This is a genomic window from Burkholderia sp. SCN-KJ (genome assembly GCF_024656005.1).
Classification (GTDB): domain Bacteria; phylum Pseudomonadota; class Gammaproteobacteria; order Burkholderiales; family Burkholderiaceae; genus Burkholderia.
Map to the genome: position 1 here is coordinate 114,078 of NZ_JANKOG010000005.1, position 15,220 is coordinate 129,297.

16 protein-coding genes are annotated in these 15,220 nt (G+C 70.6%); 11 read left to right on the forward strand and 5 right to left on the reverse strand.

Annotated features, from left to right (window positions below):
- Positions 1-5: 5 nt before the first annotated feature.
- Entirely contained in the window at positions 6-362 is a 357-nt protein-coding gene (locus tag NQV17_RS10495) for a DUF3175 domain-containing protein (protein ID WP_044843392.1), read from the reverse strand.
- Positions 363-511: 149 nt separating this feature from the next.
- Between NQV17_RS10495 and NQV17_RS10500 the strand changes: the two genes are divergently transcribed.
- The 5 genes from NQV17_RS10500 (at position 512) to NQV17_RS10520 (ending at position 3,242) form a co-directional block, all read left to right on the forward strand.
- Positions 512-1,072, forward strand: coding sequence for a hypothetical protein (locus tag NQV17_RS10500; protein WP_257772048.1), 561 nt, complete (start codon positions 512-514; stop codon positions 1,070-1,072).
- A gap of 88 nt (positions 1,073-1,160) precedes the next feature.
- Positions 1,161-1,526 (forward strand): DUF3022 domain-containing protein, encoded by a 366-nt coding sequence (locus tag NQV17_RS10505; protein ID WP_257772050.1) that lies wholly within the window; start codon positions 1,161-1,163, stop codon positions 1,524-1,526.
- Positions 1,527-1,849: 323 nt separating this feature from the next.
- On the forward strand, positions 1,850-2,398 hold the full coding sequence (locus NQV17_RS10510; RefSeq protein WP_044843395.1) for a type 1 glutamine amidotransferase domain-containing protein: 549 nt from the start codon (positions 1,850-1,852) through the stop codon (positions 2,396-2,398).
- 3 nt (positions 2,399-2,401) lie between these two features.
- A complete protein-coding gene (locus NQV17_RS10515; protein ID WP_044843396.1) occupies positions 2,402-2,743 on the forward strand; it encodes a DUF1488 domain-containing protein in 342 nt (113 codons plus the stop codon).
- Positions 2,744-3,017: 274 nt separating this feature from the next.
- Positions 3,018-3,242: a hypothetical protein gene (locus tag NQV17_RS10520; RefSeq protein ID WP_257772054.1), complete on the forward strand. Its 225-nt coding sequence runs from the start codon at positions 3,018-3,020 to the stop codon at positions 3,240-3,242.
- 16 nt (positions 3,243-3,258) lie between these two features.
- Here the strand turns inward: NQV17_RS10520 and NQV17_RS10525 are convergent, their stop codons facing one another.
- A complete protein-coding gene (locus NQV17_RS10525) occupies positions 3,259-4,509 on the reverse strand; it encodes a phosphatidylserine decarboxylase family protein (protein ID WP_257772056.1) in 1,251 nt (416 codons plus the stop codon).
- Positions 4,510-4,628: 119 nt separating this feature from the next.
- On the opposite strand from NQV17_RS10525, the gene NQV17_RS10530 reads away from it, so the two are divergent.
- The 6 genes from NQV17_RS10530 to arsN2 all read left to right on the forward strand — a co-directional run bounded on the left by NQV17_RS10530 (position 4,629) and on the right by arsN2 (position 8,153).
- The gene (locus tag NQV17_RS10530) at positions 4,629-4,880 is read left to right on the forward strand and encodes a hypothetical protein (protein WP_257772058.1); all 252 of its coding nucleotides are present in this window, start codon (positions 4,629-4,631) and stop codon (positions 4,878-4,880) included.
- A 71-nt stretch (positions 4,881-4,951) separates the two neighbouring features.
- The gene (locus NQV17_RS10535) at positions 4,952-5,287 is read left to right on the forward strand and encodes a helix-turn-helix transcriptional regulator (protein WP_257772060.1); all 336 of its coding nucleotides are present in this window, start codon (positions 4,952-4,954) and stop codon (positions 5,285-5,287) included.
- A 22-nt stretch (positions 5,288-5,309) separates the two neighbouring features.
- A complete protein-coding gene (locus NQV17_RS10540) occupies positions 5,310-5,804 on the forward strand; it encodes an arsenate reductase ArsC (RefSeq protein WP_257772062.1) in 495 nt (164 codons plus the stop codon).
- Between the two features lie 67 nt (positions 5,805-5,871).
- On the forward strand, positions 5,872-6,942 hold the full coding sequence (arsB, locus tag NQV17_RS10545; RefSeq protein ID WP_257772064.1) for an ACR3 family arsenite efflux transporter: 1,071 nt from the start codon (positions 5,872-5,874) through the stop codon (positions 6,940-6,942).
- 20 nt (positions 6,943-6,962) lie between these two features.
- Entirely contained in the window at positions 6,963-7,685 is a 723-nt protein-coding gene (gene arsH / locus NQV17_RS10550; RefSeq protein WP_124528718.1) for an arsenical resistance protein ArsH, read from the forward strand.
- 39 nt (positions 7,686-7,724) lie between these two features.
- Positions 7,725-8,153, forward strand: coding sequence for an arsenic resistance N-acetyltransferase ArsN2 (gene arsN2 / locus NQV17_RS10555; protein ID WP_257772068.1), 429 nt, complete (start codon positions 7,725-7,727; stop codon positions 8,151-8,153).
- Between the two features lie 72 nt (positions 8,154-8,225).
- Here arsN2 and treY read toward each other — a convergent pair whose 3' ends face one another.
- From treY to treZ, 3 genes are read right to left on the reverse strand one after another with little or no spacing between them, the layout of a single operon-like run.
- Positions 8,226-10,994 (reverse strand): malto-oligosyltrehalose synthase, encoded by a 2,769-nt coding sequence (gene treY, locus NQV17_RS10560; RefSeq protein ID WP_257772070.1) that lies wholly within the window; start codon positions 10,992-10,994, stop codon positions 8,226-8,228.
- Positions 10,991-13,327 (reverse strand): 4-alpha-glucanotransferase, encoded by a 2,337-nt coding sequence (malQ, locus tag NQV17_RS10565; protein ID WP_257772072.1) that lies wholly within the window; start codon positions 13,325-13,327, stop codon positions 10,991-10,993. The genes treY and malQ overlap by 4 nt, the downstream gene beginning before the upstream one ends.
- Positions 13,324-15,213 (reverse strand): malto-oligosyltrehalose trehalohydrolase, encoded by a 1,890-nt coding sequence (gene treZ / locus NQV17_RS10570; protein ID WP_257772074.1) that lies wholly within the window; start codon positions 15,211-15,213, stop codon positions 13,324-13,326. Before treZ ends, malQ begins: the two co-directional genes overlap by 4 nt.
- Positions 15,214-15,220 lie beyond the last annotated feature (7 nt).

Genomic DNA, 15,220 nt, shown 5'->3' on the forward strand with positions numbered 1-15,220 from the left:
GGCCGTCACGGCTTGCGGCCGAACGCCTCGCGCAGTTTGCGCTTCGCGCGTTCGAGCGTCGCGCGGCGCGTTTTCGGCAGGTTGCGGCCCGCGCGGTTCACGTAGAAGTTCAGCATCGACATCGCCGACTGGAACGGCGTCCCCTTGCGGCGGCGGCTGTGTTCGGCCGAGCGCTTGAGCGACGCGGCGATCTTGCCCGGGTCGTCGGACTTGAAGATCTCGGGCTCGATGTCGAGCGCATCGCTTCTTTGCATGACATCGGCGGACCAGCGCTTGCGGTGCTGCGGATCGTTGCTGCGCGCACGGCCCGGGCGGCGCGTCGCGCGTTTGCCGTGCGGATGGGAAGCGGAAGCTGAGGGCATGGCAGGGCTCTCCCTATGAAATCGGGATGGATCGCGGGTCTTGGGTATGGCCGCAATTCGCGTGCCGCCTATCGGTGGCGGCACGGGCCTTGCTGAATCGAAGGCGCAGGCCATTCCACTACGGCGGTTCCATTGAGGGAGAGCGCTCCATGAACCCAGCATCCGAATCGAAATCTGCCGCGCGCCGGATCCTCGCGTGCGCGGCCGTCGCGCTCGTCGCGGCCGCACCGGCCGCGTGGGCACAGAACTCGCAGCGTTCCGACGAGGGCACCGGTGCGCCGATCCTGTCGCCGCCGGACGCGTCGGCGCAGGGCAGCGGCGGCAACTTGTCGAACGGCAATACGGCGGCGCCGCCGCCCGCGACCCGCATGCAGGCGCCGCGCGGCACGGGTTCGCGCCGTCAACCGGACGTGCGCACCAAGCCCGGCGGCACGACCGGCGGCATGACAGGCGCCGGGACCGGCAGCATGGGCGGCGGCGCGACCGGCGGCACCGGAATGGGTAGCACAGGCAGCGGTACCGGTAGCACCGGAATGGGCACCCCCGGTACGGGCAGCACCGGTACGAGCGGTGCCGGCGGCAGCGCGGGCATGGGCGGTGCCGGTGCGGCCCCGGGCGGAACTGGCGCGGGCGCCGGCAATAGCCGCTTGCCGGGGGCGACCGGCTCGGGCGGTGGCAGCACGGGCAGCGCGGGTTCGAGCGGCTATTGACGATCACGGCGTCGCGCCGGCGCCCGGCGCGGCGCGCTGGCGGCGCTGCCCGCGAGGCCGGCCTGCCGCCACTACGCAGGAGGACAACATGCAAGCGAATTCCCGGATCTCGCTCGACGACGATGCGCTGGACGCCGACGCCGCCGAGACCGAGGGTCTCGATACGACGGTTCATGTCGACGTCGCGACCGGCAGGATCATGTTTCATGCGGCGTGGGCGCTCGCGCCCGATGCGCCGCGCGATACCGCGCGGCACGCGGTCGTGCTCGCGCTCGACTGCGACACGATGGAGCGCTATGCGGACCTCGACGAGGCCGCGCGGATGCGCGTGCACGCGATGCTGCACGACAGCGTGCAGGCCACGCTCGACGCGCTGCCCGACGTCACCGAAGACCTGACGCTGACGATCGAGCTGACCGACGCGATGCTCGACGCCGCGCGTCACCTGCAGTGAGCGCGGCGGACCGGCACCGGCCGGCGGCGGGTACGTCCCCGCATGCAGGCCGCCGGTCGGCTGCCGCCGGCAGCCGTCGGCGTCGCAGGCGTCGCGTTACATCCCGTTGAAATCTTTGCAGGCGCCGCGCGGCGTTATCCAATGGGCGGCGCACGCATCACGCCACGGCGCGCGGGCGCGCCGCCAACCGCCGATCGCGGGTCCGATCCCTTCAAGCGGCACCCCCGCGGGCCGCCATCCCGGTGGGCGCGGCACGCCGATTGCTGCAGACCGGTACGACAGATACGGCACATGCGGTGCCACAACACGACAGGGAGCGATCCATGATCGGCAAGCTGGATCATTGCAAGGTAGCGATACTCGCGGTCGACGGCTTCGAGGAAGCCGAGCTCGTCGAACCGCAGCGCGCGCTGACGGCAGAGGGCGCGCAGGTCGACGTGATTTCGCAGAAGCGCGGCGAGATCCAGGGGTTCAGGCACGTCGACAAGGGCGATCGCGTGAAGGTCGACCGCACGTTCGACGATGCGCGCGAAGGCGATTACGACGCGGTCGTGCTGCCGGGCGGCGTGGTCAACGGCGACGCGATCCGGATGCTGCCGGCCGCGCGCGAATTCGTGACCGCGGCCGTCGGCGCGGGCAAGCCGATTGCCGCGATCTGTCACGGCGGCTGGCTGCTCGTGTCGTCCGGGCTGGTGGACGGCCGCACGATGACGAGCTGGCCGAGCCTGCAGGACGACATCCGCAACGCGGGCGGCAAGTGGGTCGACCAGGAGGTCGTGCGCGACGGCAACCTGATCACGAGCCGCAAGCCCGCCGACCTGCCCGCATTCAACGGCGCGCTGGTGCAGTGCCTCGCGTCGCGGGGGCCCTGAGCGATGCCGGCCGAACCCGTTCGTCACGTGACGCTGACCGACGCGCCGCCCGAGTTCGACGGCGCGGCGCTGCTGATGCGTTTCGTCGTCGAGGTCGACGGAAAGCCGCAAACCTGCACGATCACGGTCGAAGCGCTCGAGGATCATTTCGGCGCGCGCTCCGCGCTCGAAGCCGACTTGCGCGACGCGTTCGAGCGCGGCCGCGCACGCATCGAGGCCGCGTGCGCGGACGTGCTGGTCGACGGCAAGGGCGGCGTGGAACTCCACAGCGGCTACTTCCGCGTGCGCGACAAGGCGGCGGGCAAAACCGCCCGCGCCGGGATGTTCCGTTCGCGGAAGTCGTGAGCCGTGCGGCGCATGCCGCTGCCGTGCCGCGGTGCGCCCGTGCCGTTCCATTCGCACCATGGGGCTCCATTACACGCCGTTGAAAACTTTGCAGCGGCGCCCGGGCGGCTTCAAGTGACACATCGCGCCGCGCGCCGGCCGGGCGCGGGGCGGCTTCGTCCCAAATACTGGCACGCTCCCTGCATGTTTCCCGAGATCGCGGCGCACGCTTCGCGCCTGCGCCGGCGCGATGCCATCGTCGTATCGCGTCAAGCCGTCAAATGGGGGAGACAACATGCTGACCGCACATGAATTTGCCGCACTATTCCTGGTCCATCGCGCGCCGGAACAGATCCAGGCCGACCGCGAAGATATCGTCTCGTTGGTGGAACAACACCTGATCGAGATGCGCGCCGACGCATCGGGCGCGAGCCGGCTCGCGCTGACGCCGGACGGGCTGTCGATCGTGCAGCGCATGCTGCGGCACGCCGGGCGCGGGTTCGGCAGTGCCGACGTGTGATGCCGCAGCGCGCGGCTCAGTGCGCGATCGCGACCGGCGCGTTGACCTGCACGGCCGGCGTATCGCCGTCGAACGGCGGCGCGCACTGGAAGCGGTCGATCACGCCCGGTTCGAACAGCAGGCAGCAGGTCGAGCCGCCGTACTGGAAATAGCCGATCTCGTCGCCCTTGTCGATCCGCTGCCCCGGCACGACCTCGATCACGCACGACGACACGTCGCCCATCCCGACGAACACCGCGGCTACCGTCCCGATCCCCGGATCGTCGCAGTCGATCGCGACCACCGCGCGCGCGGCGACGGCCGTCATGTAGCCCTGCGAGTCGTTGAGCCCGGCCGGGTCCGGGCCTTCCGCTTCCGCGACCGAGTAGTAGGTGCCGTCGACCCGGTACGCGTGCGTGACGGTGCCGCGCACCGGCGCGTGCCAGCGGTGATAGTTGTACGCGCTCAGATACGCCTGGTAGAGGTCGCCGCCGACGAAGCGCTCGGCGAGCGGCAGCCGCGCGGGCGTGAAGATGTCGCGCAACGAATACGGCTGCCCCTTGATCCAGAACCTGTCGCGGATCTTCACGCTGGATTCGGTGTGATACGGCGCGGCCTCGCACGCACTGACGATCACGTGCGGATCGTCCGGCGCCGCGACCGGCCGCGCATCCGCGCGAAAGCGCCGCGTGAAGAAGTCGTTCCACGAGTCGAAGCCCCAGTACGGCTGGTCCTCGCGATACTGGAACTGCGACAGGCCGAGGCGCGTGCGCGCGGCATCGCAGAACCAGCCGTCGGGCGGCGACGTGTCGAGATGCGCGCGCGAATGCGGGCCGCCGAGGAAGTCGCACCACACGTTCAGCACCTGCTTCAGGTGCGCGTTGACCGCCGCGTCGCGAAACACCGCATGGCCCGACGGCATGCACATCGGCCAGTCGAGAAACGCGTTCAGCGGGCACACGACCAGGCTCGTTTCGCTGAACGGCGGCGTGTAGGTCATCAGGTGGTCGATCACGGTCATCAGTTCGCCGATCGATGCGTAGCCGAGCATGCGGCCCGCTTCGAGCGCCTCGTCGATCGCGCGGGTGAGGCTCATGCGCAGCACCGCGTGGTCGTCGAACAGCCGCGCGAGTGCCTGCACGGCCGGCGTGCGCAGCTGTTCGCCGGCCTGCGCGCGCGCTGCGTTCGCGATGTTGGCGCGGTACCCGGCCATCTGCGATTCCTCGCGGGCCATCCATTCGCCGAGACGGTGACGCGTTGCGGGCGGCGTGCTGCGGTCGATCGGCATGGTCGGCTCCGGAAAGGGTTGGGTACGAAACGGGGGAGCAAGGCGCTTGCCCGACAGGCGGCACCCGAATTGCTGCGCGTTTCGACGAAGGTCTCTTTCAATGAGCCGGGAGGGCACACATGAACGCAGCTTCGAATGCGCGACAGACCCAGGACGCGGCGTCGACCGACGAGCGCCGCGGCAGCGAACAGCGGACCGTCGCACCGACCCGCACGCGGGCGCGCGTGCGCGCGGCGACTTCCCGCGACGGCACGCGGCGAAACGAACGCAGCAGCGGGAACGGGCCGGTGGCGCCGACCCGCAAGGAAGATGCGGGCGAGCCGCAGTGGGAGGATGACGGCGGCGCGATGCCGCCCGAAGAATGGTCGTGACGGTGTGACGCGCGGCGGCGGGATGCGATGCATTCCTGCCATCGTTTCCACATTTCGAGTATTATCGAAAAATGGAAACGAACCAGACCATCGCCGCGCTGGCGGCACTCGCGCATGAGTCGCGCCTTGCCGTCTTCCGCGCGCTCGTGCAGGCCGGCCCGTCTGGCTTGCCGGCCGGGCAAATCGCGACGCTGCTCGACGTGCCGCCGTCGTCGCTGTCGTTTCATCTGAAGGAACTGGCCCATGCGCAGCTCGTCACGAGCCGCCAGGAAGGCCGCTTCGTGTTCTATTGCGCGAACTTCGCGACGATGAACGGGCTGATCGGCTACCTCACCGAGAACTGCTGCGGCGGCAATCCGTGCACGCCGGCGTCCGCCTGTTCGACTTCCTGCTCCGACCAAACCTGAGCATGCATTCACCCGCCCGCCGATGACCACCAACGTCCTGATTCTCTGTACCCACAACTCCGCGCGCAGCGTGCTTGCGGAGGGAATGCTCAACCACTGGGCCGGGAAACTCGGCCGCGACGTGCGCGCCTACAGCGCCGGCAGCGCGCCGAGCGGCCGGCTCAATCCGTTCGCGCTGGATGCGCTCACGCGCGCCGGTGTCGACGTCACCGGATACCGCAGCAAGAGCTGGGACGAATTCGTCGGCGACGGCGCGCCGCACCTGCGCATCGTCATCACGGTATGCGACAGCGCGGCCGCGGAGGCCTGCCCGTACTGGCCCGGCAGCCCGGTGAAAGTGCATTGGGGCTACGCCGATCCGTCGAACGCCGCGGGCGGCGATGCCGGCAAGCGGCTCGCGTTCGAACTGACGCGCGAGGCGCTCGGCTACCGGATGCTGCAACTGCTGGCGCTGCCGCTCGAGCGCATGAGCGACGCCGAACTGCAGGCGGCGTTGACCGCCATCTCGCGAAACTGAGCGCTCGCACGGCGGCGCGCGTGAACCGGCGCGCCGCGTGCGTTGCTCCCGCACGGAATCCTCTTCGATGAACACGTCCAACGCGATCCCGCCTCGCCATGCCATTGCGAAGCCCGCGATCAATTTCTTCGAACGCTACCTGACGGTCTGGGTCGCGCTGTGCATCGTCGCCGGCATCGCGCTCGGCCAAGTGCTGCCCGGCCTGTTCCAGCAGATCGGCCGCATGGAGTACGCGCAGGTCAATCTGCCGGTCGGGCTGCTGATCTGGGTGATGATCGTGCCGATGCTGGTCAAGGTTGACTTCGGGGCGTTGCATGAAGTGCGTCAGCACGTCAAAGGCATCGGCGTCACGCTCGTCGTGAACTGGCTGGTCAAGCCGTTCTCGATGGCGTTTCTCGGCTGGCTGTTCATCCGGCATCTGTTCGCGCCGATGCTGCCGGCGGACCAGCTCGACAGCTACATCGCCGGTTTGATCCTGCTGGCCGCCGCGCCGTGCACGGCGATGGTGTTCGTGTGGAGCCGGCTGACCGGCGGCGATCCGCTGTTCACGCTGTCGCAGGTCGCGCTGAACGACAGCATCATGGTGATCGCGTTCGCGCCGCTGGTCGGGCTGCTGCTGGGGATGTCCGCGATTACCGTGCCGTGGGCGACGCTGCTCACGTCGGTCGTGCTCTACATCGTGATTCCGGTGATCCTCGCGCAGATCTGGCGCAAGGTGTTGCTCGCGAACGGGCAAGCTGCGTTCGACGCCGCGATGACGAAAATCGGCCCGTGGTCGATCGCCGCGCTGCTGGCCACGCTCGTGCTGCTGTTCGCGTTCCAGGGCGAAGCGATCCTGAAGCAGCCGCTGGTGATCGCGCTGCTCGCGGTGCCGATCCTGATCCAGGTGTTCTTCAACTCCGCGCTCGCATACTGGCTTAATCGTGCCGTGGGCGAGAAGCACAACATTGCATGCCCGTCGGCGCTGATCGGCGCGTCCAACTTCTTCGAGCTGGCTGTCGCGGCCGCGATCAGCCTGTTCGGTTTCCATTCCGGCGCGGCGCTCGCGACCGTCGTCGGCGTGCTGATCGAAGTGCCGGTCATGCTGCTGGTGGTGCGCATCGTGAACCGGTCGAAGGGCTGGTACGAGCGCACTTGAGCAAACCACGGAATCCATCCATGACCGACCGACTGACCGACCTGCCGCAACTCGACGCCGAACTCTTTCGCGTACCGGACGCGAGCCGCTTGCGGCCGGCGTCGCCGTCGACGCATCCGCCGCGTTTCCTGCTGCTGTACGGCTCGCTGCGCGAGCGTTCGTTCAGCCGCCTGCTGGTCGAGGAGGCCGAGCGCCTGCTCACGGCGATGGGCGCCGAGGTGCGCGTGTTCAATCCGAGCGGCCTGCCGTTGCCCGACGATGCGCCCGAAAGTCACCCGAAGGTGGTCGAATTGCGCGAGCTGGTAATGTGGTCGGAGGGGATGGTCTGGTGCTCGCCGGAACGACATGGCGCGATGACCGGCATCATGAAGTCGCAGATCGACTGGATTCCGCTGTCGGTCGGCGCGGTGCGGCCGACGCAGGGCAAGACGCTCGCGGTGATGCAGGTCAGCGGCGGCTCGCAGTCGTTCAATGCGGTGAACCAGATGCGCGTGCTCGGACGCTGGATGCGCATGCTGACGATCCCGAACCAGTCGTCGGTGGCCAAGGCGTTCATGGAATTCGACGAAGCGGGGCGGATGAAGCCGTCGGCCTATTTCGATCGCGTCGTCGACGTGATGGAGGAACTGGTCAAGTTCACGCTGCTGACGCGCGACATCGGCCCGTATCTGGTCGACCGGTACAGCGAACGGAAGGAAAGCGCGGAGGCGTTGTCGAAGCGGGTGAATCAGCGGGGGATTTGAACCGTACGGGTACCGCCCATTCAATCGGGAATCGATGTCATGCAACTTCGTTCTGCAGCGTTATCCGACCTGGCCGCGATCGAGGCATTGCTTCGCGCGTCGAACCTGCCGACTGCGGGTGTCGCGGAGCATCTGGAAAACTTCATCGTGCTCGCCGATCCGCCCGCGTTGACCGGATGCGGCGGTATGGAATACCACGAAGATTTCGCGCTGATCCGGTCGATCGTCGTCGCACCGCGCGCGCAAGGGAGCGGCGTCGGCCGCGCAATCGTTGCGCGGCTGATCGCGACGTGCCGCGCACGCTCGGTCCATGCGATCGGGTTGCTGACGACGACCGCGGAGGACTATTTCGCCGGTTTTGGTTTCGTGCGCGTCGCCCGCGAGGATGTACCGCGCGCGTTGCTGGCGTCCAGCCAGTTTCAAGGCGTGTGTCCGGACGCTGCCACTGCCATGTTGTTGGCGTGTTGAGCGGAAATGCTGGAACGCGGTGAGATGGTTCACCTCGGGGCGCCGACCGTCTTTGCACAAATCCGATTACCGCTACCGGCTCATCGTATCGGCTGCCACCAGCGCCGCGACCGGCAACGCGGCAAGACAGCGATCGAGCCGCAGCATGCCGTCCGGCGCCTCGATTTCGCTCCCGTCGTTCAGCCAGTCGAGCCACCGCTCGCTCGCGCCGCGCGGCAACACGATCGCGGTATCGCCCCATTCCGCAGGCGCGATGCGCGGCACCCCCGGCACTTCGCCGAGCAACCGGCATGCGAGCCGCGTCACGACGACCACGACCGTCGCCGTCGCGTCGCAGCGCGCGAGCGCGAGCGCATGCCGCCCGAGCCTGCCGCGCACGCGCAGCGGCACATACGCGCCATCCGAGAACGTCGCCGGCCAGCGGGCGCGCAGCGCGAGCATCCGCTCGACGAGCGCGCGCTTCACGCGTGCGTCGGGCCAGTCCCGCAGGTACGCGGCGACCGGTTCGTCGACCCGCTCGGCCGCGAGCTGCGCGAACGGCACGTCGCGCCGGTTGTCCGGATCGACGAGCGAGTGATCCCATGACTCGGTACCTTGATACAGATCGGGCACACCCGGCGACGCGATCCGCAGCGCCGCCTGCGCGAGGCTGTTGACGACACCGGCCGGCGCGATCCGTGCGACGAACCCATGCAGCCGGTGCACGAAATCGCCCGCGCCATGCGGCGTCAGGATCGCGCGGACGAACCGTTCGCAATCGCGCTCGTAGTCCGCGTCGGGTGCGAGCCAGTCCGTATGCTGTTTCGCTTCGCGCAGCGCCTTCGTCTGCCAGCGCACCACGCGTTCGGCAAGCGTCGCCAGCCCGTGCGCATCGTCGGGCGCGAGCGCCGGCGGCCAGCAGCCGACGAGCGTCTGGTACAGCAGCGCTTCCGCAGCCGGCCCCGGCGCCCACGCGAGATCGCGATGCGCACCGCCGCGCCGCGGCTGGTTCAGCGCGGACCAGTCGAGCGACACCGCACGCCACAGGTCCGGTGCTTCACTGAGCACCGCGAGCCGCGCACGCGCATCTTCGCCGCGCTTGTGATCGTGGGTCGCGGTCGCGACGAGCGTATGCGGAACGGTGCGCGCGCGACGGCGGTTGCGTGCATGGAACGCCCCGCGCGACAGACTGAAATCGCCCGCATCGGCACCGACCTCGTTGCGCGACAGCAGCCGGCCGTAGCGATAGTTGGCGGTATCCTCGACGCCCTTCGCGGCGAGCGGCGCGGTGAGCTGAGCGAACGCGACGCGCGCCGCGTGCAGCGCCTCGGCATCCGCGCGCGGCGCGCGCAGGCCCGGCAGCCCGAGCCAGCCGGCGACGCGATCGAGCGCGTAGCGGTCGGACGGATCGATCGTCGCGCACGCCGCGTCGTACGCGTGCGCCAGCACGCGACGATCGGCGCCGGTCGACTCGTTGCCGGGTGTCGGGTACATCCGGTACACGGGAAGGTGCACGGCGAGTTCGCCCAGCACGCGCTGGATCGCGATCCGGCTGAGGTCGCGCGTCGCGGGGGCCGCGCGCGCAATGCGGTGCAACGCCCGCGCGATACGTTCGTGCTCGCCGGCGAGCTGCCGCTTCAGCACGCGCCGCTTGCCGGCCACCGCCTCCTGCGCGAACGACCGTGCCGATCCCGACACGGCCGCCCAGTGCGCGGCGAGCGGCGCCGCGCCAGCCGGATCATGCAGCAGCGCGGCGACGTCGTTCATGAAGTCGTAGCCGGTCGTGCCGTCGACACGCCAGTCTTCACGCAGCGTCTCGCCCGGCGCGAGGATCTTCTCGACGACGAGGTAGGGCCGCTCGTCGCGCTGCGCGGCGAGCCGCGCGTGCAGGCGGCGGCAGTACGCGCCCGGGTCGGCGAGGCCGTCGACGTGATCGACGCGCAGGCCGTCGAGGCAGCCGGCCGCATGAAGCGCCAGCGGCAGCGCGTGCACCGCGTCGAACACCGCGTCGTCCTCGACGCGCACGGCCGCGAGGGTCGCGATGTCGAAGAAGCGCCGCCAGTTCAGCTCGTCGGCGGCCGTGCGCCACCACGCGAGCCGATAGTGCTGGCGTTCGAGCAATCGATGCAGGCACGCGCGCGAGCGTGCGCGGCGCGGATCGGCGCCGCGCAGTATCGCGTCGAACGCATGCGGGCCCTGGGCGGCGGCGTAGTCGCGCAGTGCCGTATGCGCGTCCGCGAGGCGCGCGCTGCCGCGCACCGGCGCGGCGGCGAACCGTTCGGCGAGCGCGTTCAGGTCCGCACGGTTGGCGATGCGCAGGATCTCGGCGTAGGTCGCGGCGGCGACCGGCAGCGTCCTGCCCGCGCATGCGATGAAGAAACGCCCGCTCGACGGTTCGGCGCCGAGCGCGACGTCGCCGGCGGCGAGCGCGTCGCCGTAGGGCGCGCCGAGGCAGGGCAGCAGCACCTTGCCGTGGAGCGTCGCGTCAGGCGGATGCCAGTCGATGTCGAAGTAGCGCGCGTACGGGCTCGCCGGCCCCCATTCGAGCACGTCGTTCCACCAGCCGTTCGATACGCCGCCGACGCCCATGTGGTTCGGCACGATGTCGGCGATCACGCCGAGGCCGCGGGCGCGCAACGCGTCGACGAGGCGGCGGAAGCCGGCTGCGCCGCCGAGTTCCGCGCTGATCGTGTGATGGTCGACGGTGTCGTAGCCGTGCAGCGAACCGGGCTCGGCCGTCGTGATCGGCGACAGGTACAGGTGGCTCACGCCGAGCCGCGCGAAATAGTCGGCGTGCGCGGCCGCGTCGTCGAACGTGAAGCCGGCGTGCAGTTGCAGTCGCAGGGTCGCGCGCGGAATCATACGTCCTGCTCCCGGGCGCGGCGTGCGCGCTCGAGCGCCGCGATGCGTCTGCGTACGTCGGCGTCGAACAGCGCGTCGACCGCGCGCGGCAGCCGGCGCAGCCAGTTCGGATGGCCGCGCGGCGGGCCGGGGAGATTCGGTTGGGCTTCCAGTGCGAGCAGATCCTCGAGCGGCACGATCGCGAGCGGCGACGGGCTGCGCGCGACATACGCGAGGATTGCATCGACGGGTGGCGTGTCGGCAGGCGGTACCGGATCACCGGGCGGCGCGCAGCCCGCTTGCTGCAACGCGCGCCATAGTGCCGCGCGCTCGGTCGCGCGTTCGGCCCGGGCCGCAGTGAGGGCGAGGTCGGGGGCGGGCGGCGGCGTGTCGCGTTTGGCGGGCGCGCCGTGACCGACATCCTTGGCGGGATGCTGGTCACGCAAAGCAGGTTTGTTTCGTTCGTCACGTCCCGCTCCGTGTCCGGGCGCGCCGTGACCGATGTTGTCACCGACATTGCGCGCACTCGCGATGCGTTGCGATTGGCCGCTCCCGTCGTCGGTGCGTGCATGCTTGACGGCATCGGCATCGGCATCGGCATCGGCATCGGCATCGGCATCGGCATCGGCATCGCCTACACCCCGCCGCCACTCGAGATCGACACCACGCCACCAACCCGCCACGGTCGGCAGATCGTGCGTCGACGTCATCGCGATCGAGTCGCGCTCCCACGCCGACGGCGGCCGAAACGCACCATCCGCCTCACGCTCGAACCACAGCACGCGCATTCCCGCGATCCCCCGCGCGCCGAGCCGCTCGCGAAACCCGGCCGGCACCGTGCCGAGATCCTCGCCGATCGCGACCGCGCGATGCCGTGCCGCCTCCAGCGCGACCAGCCGCACGAGATCGTCGAGCGGATAGTGCAAGTACGCGCCGTCGCGCGGCGATCCGCCGTCCGGCACGATCCACATCCGCGCGAAGCCGAGCACGTGGTCGATACGGACCCCGCCCGCCTGCGCGAAGGCCGCGCGCAACAGGTCGACGAACGGCGCGAAGCCGGTCGCGCGCAGCGCGGCGGGCGTCCACGTCGTCACGCCCCAGGCCTGGCCGTCCGCATTGAACAGGTCGGGCGGCGCGCCGACCGACACGCCGCGCAGCAGCGTCGTGCCGTGCGCCCACGCGTCGCTGCCCGCGCGATCGGAGCCGACCGCGAGATCGGCGATCAGCCCGATCGCCATCCCGGCCTCGCGCGCCGCATGCTGCGCGTTGCCGAGCGCGTCCGACGCGCACCATTGCAGGAACGCGTGGAACGCGATCGTCTCGGCATGCGCGTGTGCGAAGGCGTCGACCTCGGCCGAGGCCGGCATGCGCCACGGCGCGGGCCATTGCCGCCAGTCCGCACCGATTCCGTGTTCGATGCAGAACGCCTGCAGCGCGTCGAAGCGCGCGTGTGCGTCGAGCGCCGCGCCGCCCGCCGCACGAAACTGCTCGAACGCGTCGCGCAACGGCCCGCCGTTCGCGCGCCACGCATCGAAGCACGCGCGCAAGCGGCGCAGCTTCAGCGGCAGCACGTGCGGCCAGTCGATCAGCGGCGTATCGGGCGCGGGAGCGCCATGTGCCGCCGCGCCGTGCATCCGCTGCACGATATCGGCCCCCGGCACCGCGTCGCAGTCGAGATACGCGACGTTGTGCCAGCGCCGCGACGACGGCGAATACGGGCTGTCGTGCTCGGGCAGCGCCGGATAGCCGGCATGCGTCGGGCTGATCGCGACCGCGTGCGCGCCGTGCCGCGCCGCGTGCGCGGCGAGGCCGGCGAGCGCGGTGTAGTCGCCCGCGCCGTCGTCACCCGTGCGGCGCAGGCTGTACAACTGGGCCGCGATGCCCCAGCGGCGCTGCGTACCCGCCACGCCGACGTCGCCAATGAACGGCCGCATACGCGGCGGCGCGATGGCGAGCCCGATGCGTTGCTCGCCGATCTCGAGCGCGTGATAGCCGGGCACCGTGAGCGGCGGCAGTGCGCCGGATTCGCCCGCGCCGGCCACGCGAGCGTCGACGTGCTCGCCCGTTTCGAGCGCGATCCGGAAGCGCGCGCCCGGCGGCGCGACGTTGCGCGGGAGCGTCAGCGGCACGCCGGCGTCGCCGGTGACGACCTGCGGCATTGCGTCCCGGCCATCGGTCAGCGCGGCCGCGCTGTCGACCCGCTCGATCGGCGTGCCGCATGGCCAGCCGAGCGCATCGACGAGCGCGACGAGCGCGTCGTCGCCCACCCGCCGCGCGACGCCGCCCGCGTCGATCCAGTCGGGCGCCAGCCCGGCCGCACGCGCGAGGTCGGCGATCGGTACGTCGGTCGTCATTGCCGTGTGTGCCCGTTCGTGCGGTGATGGAGCGCGTCGCGGTTGACCGCGCCGTCGCGCCACGCGATGCAGGTGCGCGCGGGCAGCCGCCGGTCGGCCAGCCGGTCGCGCGCGCGCGGCGGCGTCTCGAACACGATCTTGCCGACCGGCAGCATCGGCAGCAGCGCGTCGCGCGAGCCGGGATTGAATGCGAGCGTGAGCGTGCTGCCGTCGCCGAGCCGCCAGCGCGCGACGAGCGCCTCCGCGTTGCCGTCGCTGTCGCGGTTGCCGATGCCGATAGCGGACAGCAGCTCGACGCCGAGCGCGCGGGCGCCCGGCAGGTGCGGCGTCACGAGCGCCGCGCGCACGGCCAGCGCGCTGCGGTAGAAGCGCCGCCACGCGTCGGCGTCGGGCCACGTGTCCGCACCGGCATGACCGGGCGACGAGCGCATGAACGTGCCGACGTCGTTCGGATCGGGAATCGCGTCGCGATGCGCGGGATCGGCGAACGCGGAAAACGCGGCGAACTCGCGGCGCCGGCCTTCGCGCACCGCGTCGGCGAGCGCGCCGCGATAGTCGGTGAAGAACTGGAACGGCTGCGTGCTGCCGACTTCCTCGCCCATGAACAGCAGCGGCACCTGCGGCGCGAGCAGCATCAGGGCAGTTGCCGCGCGCACCGCGTCGTCGTTCGCGAGCGCGCGCAGCCGCTCGCCGAAGGCGCGGTTGCCGATCTGGTCGTGGTTCTGCAGGAACGTGACGAACGCGGTCGGCGGCAGGTGCGCGCTCGGCTCGCCGCGCGGCGCGCCGTCGTGCAGCGGCGACGGCTCGCCCTGGTACGCGAACCCTTCGCCGAGCGTGCGCGCGAGATGGCGCAGCGGCGCATCGGCGTACGCGCGGTAGTAGCCTTCGCGCTCGCCGGTGAGCAGCACGTGCGCGCTGTTGTGGAAGTCGTCGTTCCACTGCGCGTCGAAACCGCCGGGGCCGAGCAGGCTCGCCCGATTGCGCTCGTCCTCGAGCACCAGATGCACGTGGCGCGCATCGCCCGCATACGCGCGCACGCGGCGGGCGAGCTCGCGCAGCCATGCATCGTCGTCGATCGCATGCGCGGCGTCGATGCGCAGGCCGTCGAAGCGGAATTCGTCGAGCCAGTACAGCGCGTTGTCGATGAAGAACGCGCTCGTCTGCGCACGCGAGAAGTCGATCGCGGGCCCCCAGGCGGTCTGCCGGTCCGCGCGGAAAAATCCCGGTGCATAGCGCGGCAGCAGGTTGCCTTCGGGGCCGAAGTGGTTGTAGACGACGTCGAGCAGCACCTGCAGCCCGAGCCCGTGCGCGGCGTCGACGAGTGCCTTCAGTTCCTCGGGCCGTCCGTACGACGCAGCGGGCGCGAACGGCAGCACGCCGTCGTAGCCCCAGTTGCGCGCGCCCGGGAACGCGTTGACGGGCATCAGCTCGATCGCGGTCACGCCGAGCGCGGCAAGCTCGGCCAGGCGCCGTTCGACGTTCGCGTAGCCGCCGCATGCGCCGACGTGCAGTTCGTACAGTACCGTCTCGTGCCACGGCCGCCCGCGCCACGCGTCGTTGCGCCAGCGGTACGCGGCCGGGTCGACGACCTGGCTCGGGCCGTGCACGTCATGCGGCTGGAAGCGCGATGCGGGATCGGGTGCCGCGAGACCGTCGTCGAGCAGGAAGCGGTACAGCGTGCCGGGACCGCACGGCGCGACGACCTCGAACCAGCCGTCCCCGGCCGGCAGCATCGCGACGCGCCGTTCGCCGTGCAGTTCGACCGCGGCCGTGCGGCTCGCGGGCGCCCACAACCGGAAGCGCGTGTGTTCCGCGTCGAGGCAGGTCGCGCCGAACGACGACGCGAATGTGTGCGTGCCGGGCGGATGGGCGGTGCGTGACGTCATGGCGGCT

Bases quoted from the DNA above. Each gene is read 5' to 3' on its own strand.
- NQV17_RS10495 (WP_044843392.1), bottom strand. From the start codon at position 362: ATGCCCTCAGCTTCCGCTTCCCATCCGCACGGCAAACGCGCGACGCGC.
- NQV17_RS10500 (WP_257772048.1), top strand. From the start codon at position 512: ATGAACCCAGCATCCGAATCGAAATCTGCCGCGCGCCGGATCCTCGCG.
- NQV17_RS10505 (WP_257772050.1), top strand. From the start codon at position 1,161: ATGCAAGCGAATTCCCGGATCTCGCTCGACGACGATGCGCTGGACGCC.
- NQV17_RS10510 (WP_044843395.1), top strand. From the start codon at position 1,850: ATGATCGGCAAGCTGGATCATTGCAAGGTAGCGATACTCGCGGTCGAC.
- NQV17_RS10515 (WP_044843396.1), top strand. From the start codon at position 2,402: ATGCCGGCCGAACCCGTTCGTCACGTGACGCTGACCGACGCGCCGCCC.
- NQV17_RS10520 (WP_257772054.1), top strand. From the start codon at position 3,018: ATGCTGACCGCACATGAATTTGCCGCACTATTCCTGGTCCATCGCGCG.
- NQV17_RS10525 (WP_257772056.1), bottom strand. From the start codon at position 4,509: ATGCCGATCGACCGCAGCACGCCGCCCGCAACGCGTCACCGTCTCGGC.
- NQV17_RS10530 (WP_257772058.1), top strand. From the start codon at position 4,629: ATGAACGCAGCTTCGAATGCGCGACAGACCCAGGACGCGGCGTCGACC.
- NQV17_RS10535 (WP_257772060.1), top strand. From the start codon at position 4,952: ATGGAAACGAACCAGACCATCGCCGCGCTGGCGGCACTCGCGCATGAG.
- NQV17_RS10540 (WP_257772062.1), top strand. From the start codon at position 5,310: ATGACCACCAACGTCCTGATTCTCTGTACCCACAACTCCGCGCGCAGC.
- arsB (WP_257772064.1), top strand. From the start codon at position 5,872: ATGAACACGTCCAACGCGATCCCGCCTCGCCATGCCATTGCGAAGCCC.
- arsH (WP_124528718.1), top strand. From the start codon at position 6,963: ATGACCGACCGACTGACCGACCTGCCGCAACTCGACGCCGAACTCTTT.
- arsN2 (WP_257772068.1), top strand. From the start codon at position 7,725: ATGCAACTTCGTTCTGCAGCGTTATCCGACCTGGCCGCGATCGAGGCA.
- treY (WP_257772070.1), bottom strand. From the start codon at position 10,994: ATGATTCCGCGCGCGACCCTGCGACTGCAACTGCACGCCGGCTTCACG.
- malQ (WP_257772072.1), bottom strand. From the start codon at position 13,327: ATGACGACCGACGTACCGATCGCCGACCTCGCGCGTGCGGCCGGGCTG.
- treZ (WP_257772074.1), bottom strand. From the start codon at position 15,213: ATGACGTCACGCACCGCCCATCCGCCCGGCACGCACACATTCGCGTCG.